Below are 15121 nucleotides of genomic sequence, written 5' to 3' on the forward strand. Positions count from 1 at the left end.
ATTCGCCAGGATTTACTGACGTTTTTCGTATAACTTCGTATAATGTATGCTATACGAAGTTATTACGTGATTGAGCAACTAACTGCTTTTGTAAACGGTTCAGTTGAGTCTGCAATTGCTGGGTTTGGCGCTGTAAACGTAAAATTTCGCGCTGGAGTTGTGCATTATCTGCAGCAAAAAGCGAGCTTGATAAAAGGGCGATCGCGATTATTATTAATACTTTATGTTTCACGAGGAGCACTCCTGAATGTTTTTTACTTCCTGGATGATTTAGCGAGGGGATTATATCGTGCATTGAACTTATTGGCCAGTCATTGCGCACAATATTTATTGTTTGTCTCTAATGAATTTACGAATAGAAGTAGTTAAAAATAACAGGCAAAAAAAGCCCATTTTCATGGGCTTCTGAGATATCCAATTAACCATCAATTTTAAGCATTACCAACCCATTTCACACCGAAATAGGGGCCAAAAAGACCAAAATCGCTGTCTGTTGGAAGACGGACTGTACCAGGGACAAGACCACTAACTGTGAATTTTCTTGTTTGTAAGGCATTAAAGTAGTTAACAACTTGGTAACCACCTTCAAGATTGAGCACCCCTTGTGCCAGTTCGTATGCGTAGTTAACGCCCACTTTAGCTTCAAGACTTGGAACAATAGCTTTCTTACTTGCATATACGTCATTACGCACCAAACCACTTGGAGCTAAAACAAAGCTAGTAGAATAGCGACTTGAGCCATACAGAATAGAAGTAGCTGCATTGGCTGTTATACTGAAACTTGGATTCAAATCATAAGCATAATCAACACCAACCACAGGACCCACGCCATTAAACTCTGAATCACGATTTTGGCGGAAACCAGCAGGGGCAAGTGGAACAATAGCAGCAGGTGTCGCTGTGTAGTTATTTACTGCATGAACTCGAATATCTGCGTACTGTAGTCCACCGTAAAAACGGGCATTCTTTAACAACCCCATATCAGTATGTTGTCCCATGACCAAGTTAACTTGATCGAATTTGTTATCTATAAACAAATTATAGGGAACATTAGTAGCAGAAAACGGTGTTACTCCAAAATAACCACTATTTCTTGTATCCACATCGTAGTGCATCCAAGTCATGGTAATATCATTTCCAGTATTGAAGTGATAGGAACCTTCCAAACGATAGCCCCAACCCCAATCACCATCCCATTCCTTAACGCCATTTGTAGTTGTTGTGCTGTTGTAGTCATAACCTTTGTCAGCATCATAAATTGGCTTTAAATAAAGAGCTTGCACGCCAATATCCCATTGACTTGCTGCACAAGGAACGGTGACATCCCCAGGAGCGCAAGAAGGCGCTGGAGGAGTTGAATACATTCCCGCTGTGGCAACACCACTTACTGCCAAGCCAAGAATAGCTAAGGTTGTTTTTTTCAGCATGATCACTCCATTTATCTAAAAAAAGCCCATCAACAAGTGATGGGCTTTGATAAAACATTTGTCGGTTGACAAATTACACGTTACCAACCCACTTCAAACCAACATAAGGACCGTGTACAGCGAAGTCACTTTCTCTAACGTCAGTTAAAGTTACGAAGTGGTTAGCGTTGAAGTAGTTAACCCACATCCAACCAGCATCCAGGGTCAAATCACCTTGTGCCATAGCATAAGTGTATTTAGCACCTACTTTAGCTTCTAATTCAGGGACAATAGCTGTCTTAGAACCAGAGAAGCTGAAAGAAGCTGGGAATACAGCGATGTTAGTACTGAACTTGCTGTCGCCAACCAGGATAGCTGTAGCACCGTTTGCGTAAACAGCGAAGCCATTGCCGACATCATAAGACATGTCTGCACCAACACGAGGACCGAAGCCGTTGTATCTGTGGTTAGTTGAGTTCAGGAAAACGCCAGTAATAGCATCTCTGTAGTTAGTTTCGATACGAGCGTACTGGAAACCACCGTGGAAACGGATGTTTTTGAATTCACCGAAATCTACGTGTTGACCAAACTCGAAGTTAACCGCATCCCACTTAGGCTCGAAACGGTTGTAAACGTTGAAAGGACCGAAATCAACACCACCGAATGAGAAAGCACCAGCGTATGTATGAGTAGTTTCATGTTCCCAATGGTACCAGTTAACATTCAAATCGTTACCAGTGCTGAAGTGGTAAGAACCTTCAATCTTGAAGCCCCATCCCCAATCAGGATCCAAATCACCAAAACGAGTTGAAACACCGTCAACAATAGTAGGACTCAGACGACGGTAACCGAAGTCAGCATCATAGACAGGCTCAAGATACAGGGCATATGCACCGAAATCCCATGCAGTTCTTTCGCAAGGAACGGTAACGTTACCAGGGGTACAAACTGGACCCATGGTTCCAGCAAATACTGCACTGCTACCTAAAGCAAGAACAGCTACCGCTGTTTTCTTCAAATTTAACATGCTTCATCTCCACTTTTTTATTATTAATTTCCCGTTTAGCCGTCAAACCACAACTTGGTGTTGACTACAGTACGCAATCATCGCTCTATCCGAGAACGTACATGGACAAATTATCAAGCGCTACTTTATCAAAGTCAACACTATTTCTACAAAATTTCTCTATTAATTCGATAAATAAGTTGCTTAACAACAAAACAGTGACTTTTTTATGACCACACTAATTAATTCACTATCACTTGCTTAAATCAGCAAACTAATTAAACCTGGTAATAACGTAAAAAAGCCTTTCGTTTAGCAAACGAAATTTTAATGTTCATCGATAAAAAATATCTTTATAGAGAATATTAAATATTTCGAATCAATAGGTTGGCTAAGGTTAATTGACTCTATCAGATAATGTGTATGTAACGCAATGGTTTTTCTAGTGATAGGTAAGACTGTTAGGTTAATTTATTTGTATATCTTTATTACTACTCTACGGTTAGCAGCTTTTCCTTCTTCGGTATCGTTTGATGCAACTGGATTTTGCACGCCATACCAAGTAACTGATAAACGACTCTGTTGTACACCAAGACTCAACAGATAATTTGCTACAGTTTTTAGCCCGTCCTTCTGACACTGCATTATTATAAGATTTTCTGCCGGTATCATCAGTATAACCAGCAACTTTCACCCGTTTAACCAGAGGGTCAGCCCGGCAGTACTCAGCAACTTTCCTTAATTGTTGTTTTGCCTCATCACTTAACTCATCGCTGTCTGTATTAAAGAGCAATATACTTTCCCGCACACTGGCAAAATCAAATGGTAAAAGATTTCCCAGACAACGTTGATATTTTGCATACACTTTTTGAAAATTTGCTGGCGACAGAGAAACAGAAACTGTAAACCCTTGCTCTGACTGATATTCAAATCTTGTTTGGTATCCTTTTGCCAAATAGGTTAATAATTTGATCGCTGGATCACGTGGGAGATACAAACCGTATTCGCCAGGATTTACTGACGTTTTTGCAATAAAATAAGAATTGCCACCAGGTTTCCAAACTGGAGGGGCAGCAAATACTACAGCCGGTAATTGTCGTTCCACTTGTTGCCATTTACTCAGAATAAAATGACTCGGTTTTGCAGCGTATTGTTCAAAGTAGGCAATACCATAATTGGGGACGGTAAGCGATAAACCACAACGTAAACGATTGCCGCTCATTCGCCAATTTTCATCGCCCATGGGACTCGCATAATGAACACTAACACCAGCCAAGCAGCCATTAATGGGCCAACCGTAAAGGAGAACACCTCCTAACAATCCCGGTATGATGAAGCGCCTACATGCCATTTTTTGCTCATCCAGTTCACTAAACCATGATATGCTTCTGTATCGGCATTTTTATAGGAACCTTTACTTTGCAAACGTTAACGATTACTCGCCCAGATGACTGGCATGTACATTTTCGCGATGATCTGCTCTTGCAGCATACTGCACCAGCAACAGCACAACATTTTTCCCGCGCACTAGTCATGCCCAATCTGAAACCCGCCCTGACTTCGGTTTCTACCGTGTTAGCCTACCGCGAACGTATAGTGGCAGCGTTGGGTAACCAAAACTTTACACCCTTTATGACTTTGTATTTAAATGAGCAAGTGCTTCCTGACGATATAGTGCAGGCTAAACAACAACCTTATATTTTGGGAGCCAAGCTATATCCTGCCGGCGCTACAACTAATTCTGAGGAAGGAACGCGCTCACTACACGCGATTTATCCTTTATTAGAAATCATGCAGCAGCAAGATCTGGTCTTGCAAATTCATGGTGAAGTTACTCAAGGTGATATTTTTCAACGTGAAGCTGAATTTATTACCAGTTGCCTGATGCCCCTCATTAAAAATTTTCCTAAACTGCGTGTCGTGCTGGAGCATATTTCTACCCAAAAGGCAGTAGAATTTGTTAAACAAGCGCCGGAAACCGTTGCAGCAACTATAACCCCACATCATTTATTATATAATCGTAATCAATTATTAGCCGGTGGTATTCGACCCCATTATTATTGTTTACCCATCTTGAAACGCGAAAGCGACCAACGCGCTTTACAACAAGCAGCCATAAGCGGTAATAAAAATTTTTTGCCGGTACCGATAGTGCACCACATGCTAGAACCAACAAAGAAAATGCTTGTGGATGTGCGGGTATTTATTCCGCCCCCTTTGCTGTCGCTATGTATGCTCAAGTCTTTGATGAATTAGATCAACTTGCAAAACTCGATGCCTTTATGGGACGCTTCGGCGCTGAATTTTATCATCTGCCGATTAATCAAACTCAGCTTATACTTAGAAAAGAGGTACAACGCATACCGGACACATTACCTCTCGGACTGGATTCGGTGGTTCCTGCCGCAGCTGGTGACACTTTACAATGGAGTCCGTATGAGCCCACGTGATGTTGCCCTAAGGACACAATTAAAGAATAGATTTCGCGGTTTCTTGCCTGTTGTTGTTGATGTAGAAACTGCTGGCATAGATCCTTGTAAAAATGCTTTATTAGAAATGTGTATCGTATTAATAGATATTGATGAACAGGGTTGCTTCATACCAACAGCCACCCATTTTGAGCATATTTTACCTTTTGAGGGTGCCGAACTGGATGCCAAGTCACTTGAATTTATTCAAGTTGATCCTTTCCAACCTTTGCGTTTTGCTGTTGATGAAAAACAGGCTTTACAAACACTGTTTGCTCCTATTAATCAAGCTTTAAAAAAGAGCAAATGTCAACGTGCGGTTCTGGTTGGCCACAATGCTTGGTTCGATTTACTATTTATAAAAGAAGCTGCTAAGCGAGCAGAAATAAAATCGCCCTTTCATGCTTTTACATGTTTTGATACTGCTACGCTAGCAGGATTTATGTATGGCCAAACCGTATTAGCCAAAGCGGCTCAAGCAGCAGGAATAACTTTCGATAGCAATGAGGCTCATTCAGCAATTTACGATGCCGAGAAAACAGCAGAATTATTTTGTACTATGTTGAACACATGGCGTGATGCACACACCAATTCTTAAACTGGCATGTGCAATTACTATTTAGAGATTGTCAGAATGGGCTGCGAGATACTCGGCAACTCCCTTAGGAGACGCTTTCATACCTGCTTGGCCTTTTTGCCAACCAGCAGGACAAACCTCACCATGCTCTTCAAAAAATTGGACGGCATCAATAATACGTATCAATTCATCGATATTACGACCAATAGGTAAATCATTCACGATTTGTGAACGCACCATACCATTTTTATCGATAACAAATGCACCGCGAAAAGCAACGCCTGCAACTGGGTGTTCGACCCCATAAGATTGGCAAATAGTGTGAGTCATATCTGCTGCCATGGTAAATCGCACTGGGCCAATGCCACCTTCTTTCACTGCTGTATTACGATAAGCATTGTGTGTGAATTGCGAATCAATAGATACAGTAACCACTTCAACACCACGCGTCTTAAACTCGTCCATACGATGATTAAGCGCAATTAATTCTGAAGGGCAAACAAACGTAAAATCGAGCGGATAGAAAAACACCACACCATACTTTCCTTTCAATGCCTCATGTAAATTGTATTTATCCGTTATTTCACCATTACCTAGCACGGCAGGAACTGTGAAATCAGGGGCCTTACGTCCAACTAAAACGCTCATCTATATTCTCCTTAATGGCGCGCATCACCAGATACGCATATAAATAACTAACTTTAAAGCGCAACCGCATCTCGCAATAATGACTCAAGCTCGCCTTGCTGATAAAGCTCTAGGATGATGTCGGAACCACCTATTAATTCACCTTTCACGTACAATTGTGGAAAGGTAGGCCAATCAGCATATTGAGGTAAGGTCTGACGAATATCTGGATTGGCAAGAACATCAACATAAGCGAAATCCACACCACAAGCATCAATACATTGTACAGCGCGAGCAGAAAATCCACATTGAGGCATTTTAGGAGTACCTTTCATATATAAAAGTATAGTGTTCTCACTAATCTGTTGTTTAATTTTATCAATTGTATCCACTTAGACACCTATTTAAAAATATAAAAAACAGCTCTAATTATGGCAAAAATAAGACCAGTCAGCAACTAAACTCACTGGAATAAGAAGGACAGTAACTTGAAGTTACCAACATTGAATATGTCTACCATCCTGCTAAACTTAAGCACTCAATCAATATAGGGAGTTTCCAAATGGCTTTACCTTACCACAATTACCTTATGCAATGAATGCACTAGAACCCCATATTTCGCAAGAAACCTTGGAATACCACTATGGGAAACATCACAATGCCTATGTTACCAATCTTAATAAACTTATTCCTGGTACCGACTACGAAAATTTAAGTCTGGAAGAGATTATAAAGAAATCCTCTGGTGGGATATTCAATAATGCTGCTCAAGTCTGGAATCATACTTTCTACTGGCACTGTTTAAGTCCCAATGGCGGGGGTGAGCCTACTGGAAAACTGGCTGACGCAATTAAAAAGGATTTTGGCTCATTTGCAGCCTTCCAAGAGCAATTTACTCAAACTGCAGCAACAACTTTCGGTTCTGGTTGGGCTTGGTTAGTACAAGAAAAAGATGGTAGCTTAAAAATTACCAGCACGAGTAATGCTGGCACTCCCATGACTGCAGGGCAGCAGGCCTTACTAACCTGTGATGTGTGGGAACACGCTTATTACATTGACTACCGCAACTTACGCCCAGATTACATCAAAGCGTTCTGGTCTTTAGTAAATTGGGATTTTGTTGAGAGCAATATGCGCTAGCCTATATACAGAGTTGCTCAATCAGATTCAAACATTGAGCATCCTAAATGCAATAGACTTCATTCAAAATTCTACTGCATTGATACAGTGCTTCGCCGATATGGCGCGCTCGAATCCTCATGTACCGGCGTATACATTGCGGTTTTGAGCTCCATTTCTTCTTGCTCTGTTCTCAATACAGTGCGTTTTAATTGAAGTCTAATAAAGGAGTTTTTGATGGCATTAATCACCAGTTACAACCCTTTACCGGTAACCTTTACTCATGGTGAAGGTGTATGGTTGTATGACGAAACAGGCAACGCTTATTTGGATGGATTAAGTGGTATTGCAGTTTGTGGTTTGGGTCACGCTCACCCAGATGTAACCCGTACAATTCAACAGCAAGCCGCAAAATTACTACATACCTCTAATACTTTTCACATTAAAGAACAGGAGTTACTGGCTGAAAAATTAGTTACCCTCTCTGCAATGGAACAAGTCTTTATAGCTAACTCAGGGGCAGAAGCCAACGAAGCAGCCATTAAGCTCTCTCGCCTGTATGGCCATAAAAAAGGAATTGAAACGCCGTCCATTATTGTTATGGAGCGCGCTTTCCACGGACGTACCATGGCGACTTTAACTGCCTCAGGTAGCCGTAAAGTACAGGCTGGCTTTGAACCACTGGTGCCTGGCTTTATCCGAGCCCCTTTTAATGATATTGATGCTATACGCACTATTGCGACAAACCGTGATGATGTCGTTGCAATCATGCTTGAGCCCATCCAAGGAGAAGGAGGGATTTATGCAGCGGATGATTCTTATTTACGTGCAGTATCGCAACTCTGTAAAGAGCATGACTGGCTTCTTATTCTTGATGAAATCCAAACAGGTAATGCTCGTACCGGTAAATTTTTTGCTTACATGCATGCGGCTATTCAACCCGATATAATTACCACCGCCAAAGGGTTAGGTAATGGTGTTCCTATTAGTGCCTGCTTGATGGGTAAAAACGCCAGTGACCTGTTTAAACCAGGTAATCATGGCTCAACTTTTGGCGGTAATCCTCTTGCCTGTGCCACTGCACTCACTGTTTTGGATGTTATAGAACGTGACAAAATTTGTGATTTAGTGACTCATAACTCTGCCTTGCTCAAAGAAAAATTAATGCTAGAACTTGGCGAACATCCTAATGTGCGAGGAGTCCGCGGCAAAGGGTATATGTTGGGAATAGAACTTGATAGACCCGCTACTGATGCAAGAACCATTGGTCTTGCGAATGGGATACTTTTCAATGTTACTGCCGATACAATTATCCGGCTTTTACCTCCTCTTATCATTAATGAAAAAGAACAGGATGAACTTGTCCTTCGATTAACAAGGACTATCAGGCAATTTGTCGGACAGTAAGCTTATTACCGCCATTCAAATTCGCGTCCATCAGTGTCACGGTATTGAAAGGCGGTCGCTTTCTATTAACGTCAGAAAAGAAAAGGATAATAAATACTGACGACTACTCATTGATTATGCCTGTGAAACTCAATTAGGTTTTTTGAAAGAAAGTATTTTATAATTCAATAGATGTGCCCACGATAAAAATCGCATACCCAATGTAAAACTACCCACCAAGCTTTTATAAGGCTCTCCTAAACGGACAGACTTAGTCAGGTAACGTAAATAGGAGTATGTTGGCGATATGTTTTTTGTTATATCGCAAACCTCCATTTTAAAGCCATGTGTAGACGCCAAACGTCTATATCTATTTAGAGTATAATTAAGATTGCAAGAACCAAAAAAATTGAATTTTTTAACGAAAGGTAAATTCATTGCCCAGCAGTTAGGAAGAAACAATGGATGCGGTATGAAATCTGATAAGGTAATACTACCCCCTGGTTTCAGTACACGATTAGCCTCTTGAAAGAATGTTTTTCTACAGGGGAAATGAAAAATGCATTCAATAGCCAGTATGTTATCAAACTGACGCTCTTTAAATGGAAGAGCACAGGCATTCCCCTCTATAAAATTAATTGTATTGTTAGCAGATGGCTTTACCAATTTTTTAGCACGTGCAAGTTGCCGATCATCAATATTTAACCCTGTTAATGCCATACCTGAATGTTCGCTATTCAACTCGGAAATCGTTCCTCCGAACCCGCATCCTACATCCAGAACAGCCTGATTATTTTGTATGTTGGCCATAGCGCAGAGTTTCTTTGTTAAATTTTGAGCTGCCAAATAATAATCATCATGATTGCATTGAGCCTGTGATGGATCAGACCAATACCCCCAATGCACATGTTTGCCAAAACTTTTTTCAATTAACGATTCTTTTTGCGCTAATTCTGAAATAAGAAAATCAAAATAGGGTAGCGATCCTTTAGACATTATTTTCATTTCCTTCTTTTCTTAGATTTAAATCGGTAATACCGCATGGATTAAATCGTGGACTAAAGAAAGCTAAATAAGTTTTAAGTCTTCCCCATAACGCACCTTTACGTCCATACATAAACCCATAGGCTGCCCTAAAATTTTTAAACTTAACTTTACGCTTTTGAGAAAGATCAGCACAATAGAATAGCGGCACAAAAAATGGGGTGTAAAAGAAGCATAAAAAGTAAAAAAGCAGTATGACTACACGCCTAATATAGCCTCCGCCAAAATATTTATATACTCTGAAGCAAACACTGGAATGAGTCATTTCCTCTAAAGCATGCCACCTTAAAAAATCATAGATTGCCAATTCATCTACTGGAAAAAGGTTGCTTTCCAAAGCCGAAATAGCTAGTTCATGGGCATAAAATTCCATCGCTAAAACGAATGCCAACTTACTTTTAATACTCAGTTTGGATACCAACCAAAATAATCCTTTTGAATATTTCATCATAAATTTAATAGGGTATTTATGACGTTTTAAGTCATTAGTAACACAAGTATGCTGATAAGCATGAGCAATTTCTTCGTCAATAAGTTGGGTCCATTCCAACTTTAGCTGATCATCCTTAATGTTATCTTTGATCGACAATCCAACCTTTATCGTGAAGCGTTCAACTTCAGCAGTAACTATGATGTAGGTATTACCTAAATAGGTTAAAAATGGCTCGCCTTTTAACCAATGCGCAGGCGTATTCTCAACTACCCAGTTAATTTTTTAGTTTTCCAGCACTAGTAAAATTTTCCGCTGAGCGCATGGTTCAACCTCAGTTTTTACCTGATATTATTATAGAATGTTAATTTATATTAGACCAAACGCTCTCGGAGCAGAACTCAATGTAAGCTTCTGATGTTTCACCAACACTGAAGCCAAAGGACCGATGTCACTTAATATCATCACTGCGTGCGTTGGCGTACTATTTCATACAGACAAACACCCGTTGCGACTGATACATTTAAACTACTGACAGCCCCTAACATTGGTAAAGAAAATAAACCATCGCAGTGCTCGCGAGTTAAACGACGCATGCCTGTGCCTTCCGCCCCCATTACCACTGCCATTGATGCGTTACAATCCATTGTATAAAGGCTCTCTCTTGCTTCATCAGCAGCACCATAGATCCAAACACCAGCTTGTTTAATCGTTTCCATAGCACGAACCAGATTGGTGACACGTACTACCGGAACAGACTCTGCTGCACCACAGGCAACCTTGCTGACAACAGGAGTAATCGTTGCACTCTTGTCTTTTGGAATAATCACAAAATCCACTCCGGTAGCATCTGCTGTTCTCAAACAGGCACCCAAGTTATGTGGATCAGTCACGCCATCTAAAATTAATAAAAGGCAAGGCTGTTTACTGGCTGCAAGTAAAGCGGGTAAATCGTTCTCCCCGTAATCAGGCAAATGAGCTGCAATGGCTACCACGCCTTGATGAACAAAATCAGCAAAACGTTGGTTCATTGTTTGGATTGATAACTTTTCTACGGGAATTTGATATTTGGCCGCTGAATCAAGAATTTCTTGCAGGCGTTTATCAATGCGTTCCTGATTAATAATTAATTTTTTAGTTGCTTTAGGGCGATTAGTAAGAAGAGCCGTGACTGCATGTACGCCATAAATATAATGCTCAGTCATCTACAGCCTCTTTTTCTGCAGGCTCAAAATCGATTTTACGTTCATCTAAATCAACTCGCGCCACCAAAACAGTCATTGTGTCGCCTAAACGGTACGTATGCCCGCTGCGCTCCCCGATTAAACGATGCTTCACCGCATCAAACGCATAATAATCATTCCGTAACGATGTTACATGAACCAAACCCTCTACATAGATCTCATCTAACTCAACAAAAATACCAAATCCCGTCACAGCCGAAATAGTACCTTGAAAAACATGCCCCAACTTATCTTGCATATATTCGCATTTAAGCCAGGAAACAACTTCCCTTGTTGCTTCATCAGCACGTCGTTCAGTAGAAGAACAATGTTTGCCCAAACGCCCCATGTCTTCGTCACTGTAAGTAAAGTCTTCTACACTATTATTATCAATCAGATGAGTAATAGCACGATGGATTAATAAATCCGGATAACGCCGGATAGGTGAAGTAAAATGCGTGTAAGCTGGATAAGCCAGACCAAAATGGCCATCATTTTCTTCGATATATTGTGCTTGTTTCAAAGAGCGTAACATGACCGTTTCGATGATATGTTTCTCAGGCCTGTTCTGTATAGCAGCCATTGTTTTTTGAAAATCTTTAGGATGGGGTTTTTTACCACCCCCAAGCTGTAAGCCCAGCTCACCAAGAAATAATCTCAGCGCAGCAATCTTATCTTCATCAGGCAGCGAGTGAACACGGTAGAGAGTAGGGATTTCTGCTTTTTCCAAAAAACGCGCGGTAGCCACATTAGCCGCCAACATGCATTCTTCTATCAAACGATGGGCATCATTGCGAAAGACTGGCACAATCCGTTGTATTTTCCTATTTTCATCAAATTCAATACGTGTTTCCGTCGTCTCAAAATCAATTGCCCCTCGGTTTTTACGGGCCTGCAATAAAACATTATAAAGGTTGTTTAGTGCTTGTAATGCCGGCCACAGCCCTCCATGTTGCTCATCGGTCTTTTCATCTTTTAACCATTGTGCTACTTGCGTATAAGTAAGACGAGCATGTGAATGAAAAACAGCACGATAAAATTGTGAACGTGTTATTTTCCCGTCCGCGGAAATGGCCATTTCCGCAACCAGGCACAGTCGATCCACGTTGGGATTAAGAGAGCAAATACCATTGGATAAAGCTTCTGGCAACATTGGTACGACCTGGCCGGGAAAATAGACTGAATTACCACGCCTTGCCGCTTCTTTATCCAAGGCAGAACCTGCTGCGACGTAATGGCTAACATCCGCAATTGCCACATAGAGCTGATAACCACCTTTAGGTTTGGCATAGCAGTAGACTGCATCATCAAAATCTTTGGCATCATCGCCATCAATCGTGACAAAAGGCAACTCCCTCAAATCAGCACGCCCCTTCAATTGTTCGTCACTAACTTTCTGTGGGATTTTAGCGACTTCTGCAATAACGTCATCAGGCCAATCAGCGGGAATACCATGCGCATGAATAGCGACTTCAATTTCCATACCTGGTGCCATATGATCACCCAGGATATGGATCACCTTACCAATCGCTTGATTACGTTTGCTTGGAAAAGCGATCAACTCTGCTAATACCATCTGTCCATTTTTAGCATTCGCAGCAAATTCAAGTGGAATGGAAATATCTTGCGTCAACCGTTTATTATCAGGAATAACAAAACCCACTCCATGTTCGGTAAAATAACGTCCTACAACCGTTGCATTAGCATGCTGAATAACCTCATGAATTTTCCCTTCTGGACGCCCGCGTCGATCAACACCGGTTTGATAAGCGAGAACCAAATCACCATTCATCACTGTTTGCATCTCTTTGGCCGACAAGACCATATCCTCGCCTTCATCATCAGGGATAAAAAAGCCAAAACCGTCCGGATGACCTTGCACAGTACCACGTTGCAAATTGATACGACGCAAAAGACAAAAACGCCCGCGGCGATCCTGCATGATTTGACCATCGCGCAACATTGCTTTTAAGCGAAATCCCAGGGCCTCCTGTTCACTAGCCTGATCTACCTCAAGTTTAGAGATTAATTGATTACGCGACATAGGACGGCCAAATTCTTCCAGTACCTGCATAATCAATTCACGACTAGGTATAGGTATTGCGTATTTTTCTTTTTCCCTTTTATAAAAGGGATCCTTCGGTTTTTTACTCACATTCATCACTTCTTTACGGAAATTAACTTGAGTCTATCACTTATTGAGGTGAAGCAGGTAATTCAAAACCCCGACCGCCTAAATGAGCCGTCAAACCAGATAAGCTCATATCTTCACCAGCCCAAAAAGTCCCTGTTGTTTGCGCTGGCATCGTAATTGATGACAATCGGCAAGCTGAAATAACCCCGGTGCAGGGGACCTGCTGCTCATGACCTGGTTTTGATTCAATACAAGTCAATTCAAACGATTCTTTATCGAGAGCGAGTGCTGACCAATTACCTGCCTGCAAACGACTGCTCCATCCTGCACTAGCACTGGGATCAGAAACGGGATGAGTAATCCATAAATCCGTTTTAGATTGATTATGAATCATAACTAAAACAGGTTTTTTCGCAGAAAGCATCACTGACTCGCCTTCTACAGCAATAGGCTTACAAGATGTAGGCATATTTTCATCAGCATTTGCTGCATTTATTAATAAAACAAGTACCAGAGAAAAAACAACTCTCATATCACCTCCCAATCTACTGATTTGTGCAAAAGCTACCTTGGTAACTATACCTAAGTAAAGTAATCTTTATAAAAATTAAAAGGATTTTCAATGTGAGAAAAGTGATTTTACTCATCACTGTTCTTCTATTATCTCCTCTAAGCGCTCAAACCATTCATATTGGCATCTTACCCTATAACCCCCCATTTGAAATGGGAGCAGATAAGAAAAATCATTTTTTGGCTTTGCAATTGATATCATGATGACATTTTGTAAGCGGATGCAAGCTGACTGTCATTATATACCCTTACCATTCGCCGCGATATTTACAAAACGTCTAGCCGATGAAATAGATTTAGACCTTGGTGCCATTAGTATCACCGAGCAAAGACGTACAAATTACTTCTTCTCTTTACCCTATATGAAAAGTACAGCACGATTTATTACCAAAATTGTCTCTTAAATTCATGGAATCGATGACATTCGTGATAAACGAGGGTAAATGTGAGCGCGGATGGTGAAGTTGCAAGATATTGGGCCGCAAACAAGAGTAGCCAGTTTAACTTAGTAGGCAATGAGATACCTATTGGTATAGGATATGGCATAATGACTAATAAAAAGCATAACGATTTAATTGTAACTCTTAATAAATTACTTTTAGATACGAAACGTACGGTTCTTATCTAAAACCTATAAACGCTATTTTGGTTAAATTTTTTATGAAAATATGGGTTGATGCGGATGCTTGTCCCAACGTGGTTAAAGACATTCTTTTTCGAGCAGCGGAGAGAACAAGAACTAACTTAATTTTAGTGGCTAATACGTTTTTAATAATCCCGCACTCACAATTTATTACGACTGTTCGCGTTGAAAAAGGGTTCGATGCCGCTGACAATTATATCGTGCAGCAAGTGGTAGCTAATGATTTGGTCATTACGGCGGATATCCCTCTAGCTGCCGCCATTATTGCCAAACAAGGACTCGCGCTTAATCCACGAGGTGAATTATATACTGCCAATGATATCAAACAACGCTTGGGTTTACGGGACATGATGGAGCAGCTGCGCTCGGGAGGTCTTAACATTGGAGGACCAACAACCTATAGCACCAAAGAAACAGCTTCTTTTGCCAATGCGCTAGACCGAATTCTAGCCAGAATAAAATAATCGAATAGTTAGCGTTTTCTAATC

Annotated in this window: 17 protein-coding genes and 3 pseudogenes; 9 read left to right on the plus strand and 11 right to left on the minus strand. The window is 40.9% G+C overall.

The features are described 5' to 3' along the window. Positions 1 to 42: 42 nt before the first annotated feature. The gene (locus tag BN58_RS32565; RefSeq protein WP_232220291.1) at positions 43 to 369 is read left to right on the plus strand and encodes a hypothetical protein; all 327 of its coding nucleotides are present in this window, start codon (positions 43 to 45) and stop codon (positions 367 to 369) included. Positions 370 to 431: 62 nt separating this feature from the next. Here BN58_RS32565 and BN58_RS03025 read toward each other — a convergent pair whose 3' ends face one another. From BN58_RS03025 to BN58_RS21620, 4 genes and pseudogenes are all read right to left on the minus strand, one after another. After that, complete coding sequence (locus BN58_RS03025) at positions 432 to 1427, minus strand: Lpg1974 family pore-forming outer membrane protein (protein WP_019215589.1); 996 nt, start codon at positions 1425 to 1427, stop codon at positions 432 to 434. Between the two features lie 73 nt (positions 1428 to 1500). Next, positions 1501 to 2433 (minus strand): Lpg1974 family pore-forming outer membrane protein, encoded by a 933-nt coding sequence (locus BN58_RS03030; RefSeq protein ID WP_019215590.1) that lies wholly within the window; start codon positions 2431 to 2433, stop codon positions 1501 to 1503. Between the two features lie 450 nt (positions 2434 to 2883). Further along, positions 2884 to 3084 (minus strand): OmpA family protein, encoded by a 201-nt coding sequence (locus BN58_RS36740; protein ID WP_332247917.1) that lies wholly within the window; start codon positions 3082 to 3084, stop codon positions 2884 to 2886. Beyond that, positions 3068 to 3763 (minus strand): annotated as a pseudogene (locus tag BN58_RS21620) (OmpA family protein); the annotation flags it as partial. The gene BN58_RS36740 and the pseudogene BN58_RS21620, both read right to left, overlap by 17 nt. A gap of 68 nt (positions 3764 to 3831) precedes the next feature. Here BN58_RS21620 and pyrC point away from each other — a divergent pair. Together pyrC and rnt are read left to right on the plus strand one after the other, a co-directional pair. Further along, positions 3832 to 4862, plus strand: a pseudogene (gene pyrC, locus BN58_RS21625) (dihydroorotase). Continuing rightward, positions 4849 to 5478: a ribonuclease T gene (rnt, locus tag BN58_RS03045; protein ID WP_019215591.1), complete on the plus strand. Its 630-nt coding sequence runs from the start codon at positions 4849 to 4851 to the stop codon at positions 5476 to 5478. Before pyrC ends, rnt begins: the two are co-directional and overlap by 14 nt. A gap of 21 nt (positions 5479 to 5499) precedes the next feature. Here the strand turns inward: rnt and BN58_RS03050 are convergent, their stop codons facing one another. Together BN58_RS03050 and grxD are read right to left on the minus strand one after the other, a co-directional pair. Beyond that, entirely contained in the window at positions 5500 to 6105 is a 606-nt protein-coding gene (locus tag BN58_RS03050) for a peroxiredoxin (RefSeq protein WP_019215592.1), read from the minus strand. Between the two features lie 53 nt (positions 6106 to 6158). Beyond that, a complete protein-coding gene (gene grxD, locus BN58_RS03055) occupies positions 6159 to 6476 on the minus strand; it encodes a Grx4 family monothiol glutaredoxin (protein WP_019215593.1) in 318 nt (105 codons plus the stop codon). 175 nt (positions 6477 to 6651) lie between these two features. On the opposite strand from grxD, the pseudogene BN58_RS03060 reads away from it, so the two are divergent. Both BN58_RS03060 and BN58_RS03065 read left to right on the plus strand, forming a co-directional pair. Then, positions 6652 to 7224: pseudogene (locus tag BN58_RS03060) on the plus strand (superoxide dismutase); the annotation flags it as partial. Between the two features lie 216 nt (positions 7225 to 7440). Further along, the gene (locus BN58_RS03065) at positions 7441 to 8610 is read left to right on the plus strand and encodes an aspartate aminotransferase family protein (RefSeq protein ID WP_019215595.1); all 1170 of its coding nucleotides are present in this window, start codon (positions 7441 to 7443) and stop codon (positions 8608 to 8610) included. Between the two features lie 129 nt (positions 8611 to 8739). Here BN58_RS03065 and BN58_RS03070 read toward each other — a convergent pair whose 3' ends face one another. The 5 genes from BN58_RS03070 to BN58_RS03090 form a co-directional block, all read right to left on the minus strand. Next, positions 8740 to 9585, minus strand: coding sequence for a class I SAM-dependent methyltransferase (locus BN58_RS03070; protein WP_019215596.1), 846 nt, complete (start codon positions 9583 to 9585; stop codon positions 8740 to 8742). Beyond that, positions 9578 to 10345 (minus strand): metal-dependent hydrolase, encoded by a 768-nt coding sequence (locus BN58_RS03075; protein ID WP_083852089.1) that lies wholly within the window; start codon positions 10343 to 10345, stop codon positions 9578 to 9580. The genes BN58_RS03070 and BN58_RS03075 overlap by 8 nt, the downstream gene beginning before the upstream one ends. 182 nt (positions 10346 to 10527) lie before the next feature. Continuing rightward, a complete protein-coding gene (rlmB, locus tag BN58_RS03080; RefSeq protein WP_019215598.1) occupies positions 10528 to 11268 on the minus strand; it encodes a 23S rRNA (guanosine(2251)-2'-O)-methyltransferase RlmB in 741 nt (246 codons plus the stop codon). After that, the gene (rnr, locus tag BN58_RS03085; protein ID WP_026069210.1) at positions 11261 to 13441 is read right to left on the minus strand and encodes a ribonuclease R; all 2181 of its coding nucleotides are present in this window, start codon (positions 13439 to 13441) and stop codon (positions 11261 to 11263) included. The genes rlmB and rnr overlap by 8 nt, the downstream gene beginning before the upstream one ends. 40 nt (positions 13442 to 13481) lie before the next feature. Further along, positions 13482 to 13952, minus strand: a complete 471-nt coding sequence (locus BN58_RS03090; RefSeq protein ID WP_019215600.1) for a hypothetical protein — start codon at positions 13950 to 13952, stop codon at positions 13482 to 13484. Positions 13953 to 14044: 92 nt separating this feature from the next. Here BN58_RS03090 and BN58_RS30465 point away from each other — a divergent pair, with 92 nt between their 5' ends. The 4 genes from BN58_RS30465 to BN58_RS03110 are packed head-to-tail and all read left to right on the plus strand — an operon-like array spanning position 14045 to position 15097. After that, positions 14045 to 14194: a hypothetical protein gene (locus tag BN58_RS30465; protein ID WP_019215601.1), complete on the plus strand. Its 150-nt coding sequence runs from the start codon at positions 14045 to 14047 to the stop codon at positions 14192 to 14194. Then, positions 14191 to 14394: a transporter substrate-binding domain-containing protein gene (locus BN58_RS28020; protein WP_026069211.1), complete on the plus strand. Its 204-nt coding sequence runs from the start codon at positions 14191 to 14193 to the stop codon at positions 14392 to 14394. Before BN58_RS30465 ends, BN58_RS28020 begins: the two co-directional genes overlap by 4 nt. Positions 14395 to 14435: 41 nt before the next feature. Next, positions 14436 to 14618, plus strand: coding sequence for a type 2 periplasmic-binding domain-containing protein (locus tag BN58_RS03105; RefSeq protein ID WP_019215602.1), 183 nt, complete (start codon positions 14436 to 14438; stop codon positions 14616 to 14618). A gap of 32 nt (positions 14619 to 14650) precedes the next feature. Continuing rightward, positions 14651 to 15097, plus strand: coding sequence for a YaiI/YqxD family protein (locus BN58_RS03110; RefSeq protein ID WP_019215603.1), 447 nt, complete (start codon positions 14651 to 14653; stop codon positions 15095 to 15097). The last annotated feature ends 24 nt before the right edge of the window (positions 15098 to 15121 follow it).

This window comes from Legionella tunisiensis (genome assembly GCF_000308315.1).
GTDB lineage: Bacteria > Pseudomonadota > Gammaproteobacteria > Legionellales > Legionellaceae > Tatlockia > Tatlockia tunisiensis.

Bases quoted from the DNA above. Each gene is read 5' to 3' on its own strand.
- BN58_RS32565 (WP_232220291.1), top strand. From the start codon at position 43: ATGTATGCTATACGAAGTTATTACGTGATTGAGCAACTAACTGCTTTT.
- BN58_RS03025 (WP_019215589.1), bottom strand. From the start codon at position 1,427: ATGCTGAAAAAAACAACCTTAGCTATTCTTGGCTTGGCAGTAAGTGGT.
- BN58_RS03030 (WP_019215590.1), bottom strand. From the start codon at position 2,433: ATGTTAAATTTGAAGAAAACAGCGGTAGCTGTTCTTGCTTTAGGTAGC.
- BN58_RS36740 (WP_332247917.1), bottom strand. From the start codon at position 3,084: ATGATACCGGCAGAAAATCTTATAATAATGCAGTGTCAGAAGGACGGG.
- rnt (WP_019215591.1), top strand. From the start codon at position 4,849: ATGAGCCCACGTGATGTTGCCCTAAGGACACAATTAAAGAATAGATTT.
- BN58_RS03050 (WP_019215592.1), bottom strand. From the start codon at position 6,105: ATGAGCGTTTTAGTTGGACGTAAGGCCCCTGATTTCACAGTTCCTGCC.
- BN58_RS03065 (WP_019215595.1), top strand. From the start codon at position 7,441: ATGGCATTAATCACCAGTTACAACCCTTTACCGGTAACCTTTACTCAT.
- BN58_RS03070 (WP_019215596.1), bottom strand. From the start codon at position 9,585: ATGTCTAAAGGATCGCTACCCTATTTTGATTTTCTTATTTCAGAATTA.
- rlmB (WP_019215598.1), bottom strand. From the start codon at position 11,268: ATGACTGAGCATTATATTTATGGCGTACATGCAGTCACGGCTCTTCTT.
- BN58_RS03090 (WP_019215600.1), bottom strand. From the start codon at position 13,952: ATGAGAGTTGTTTTTTCTCTGGTACTTGTTTTATTAATAAATGCAGCA.
- BN58_RS28020 (WP_026069211.1), top strand. From the start codon at position 14,191: ATGATGACATTTTGTAAGCGGATGCAAGCTGACTGTCATTATATACCC.
- BN58_RS03110 (WP_019215603.1), top strand. From the start codon at position 14,651: ATGAAAATATGGGTTGATGCGGATGCTTGTCCCAACGTGGTTAAAGAC.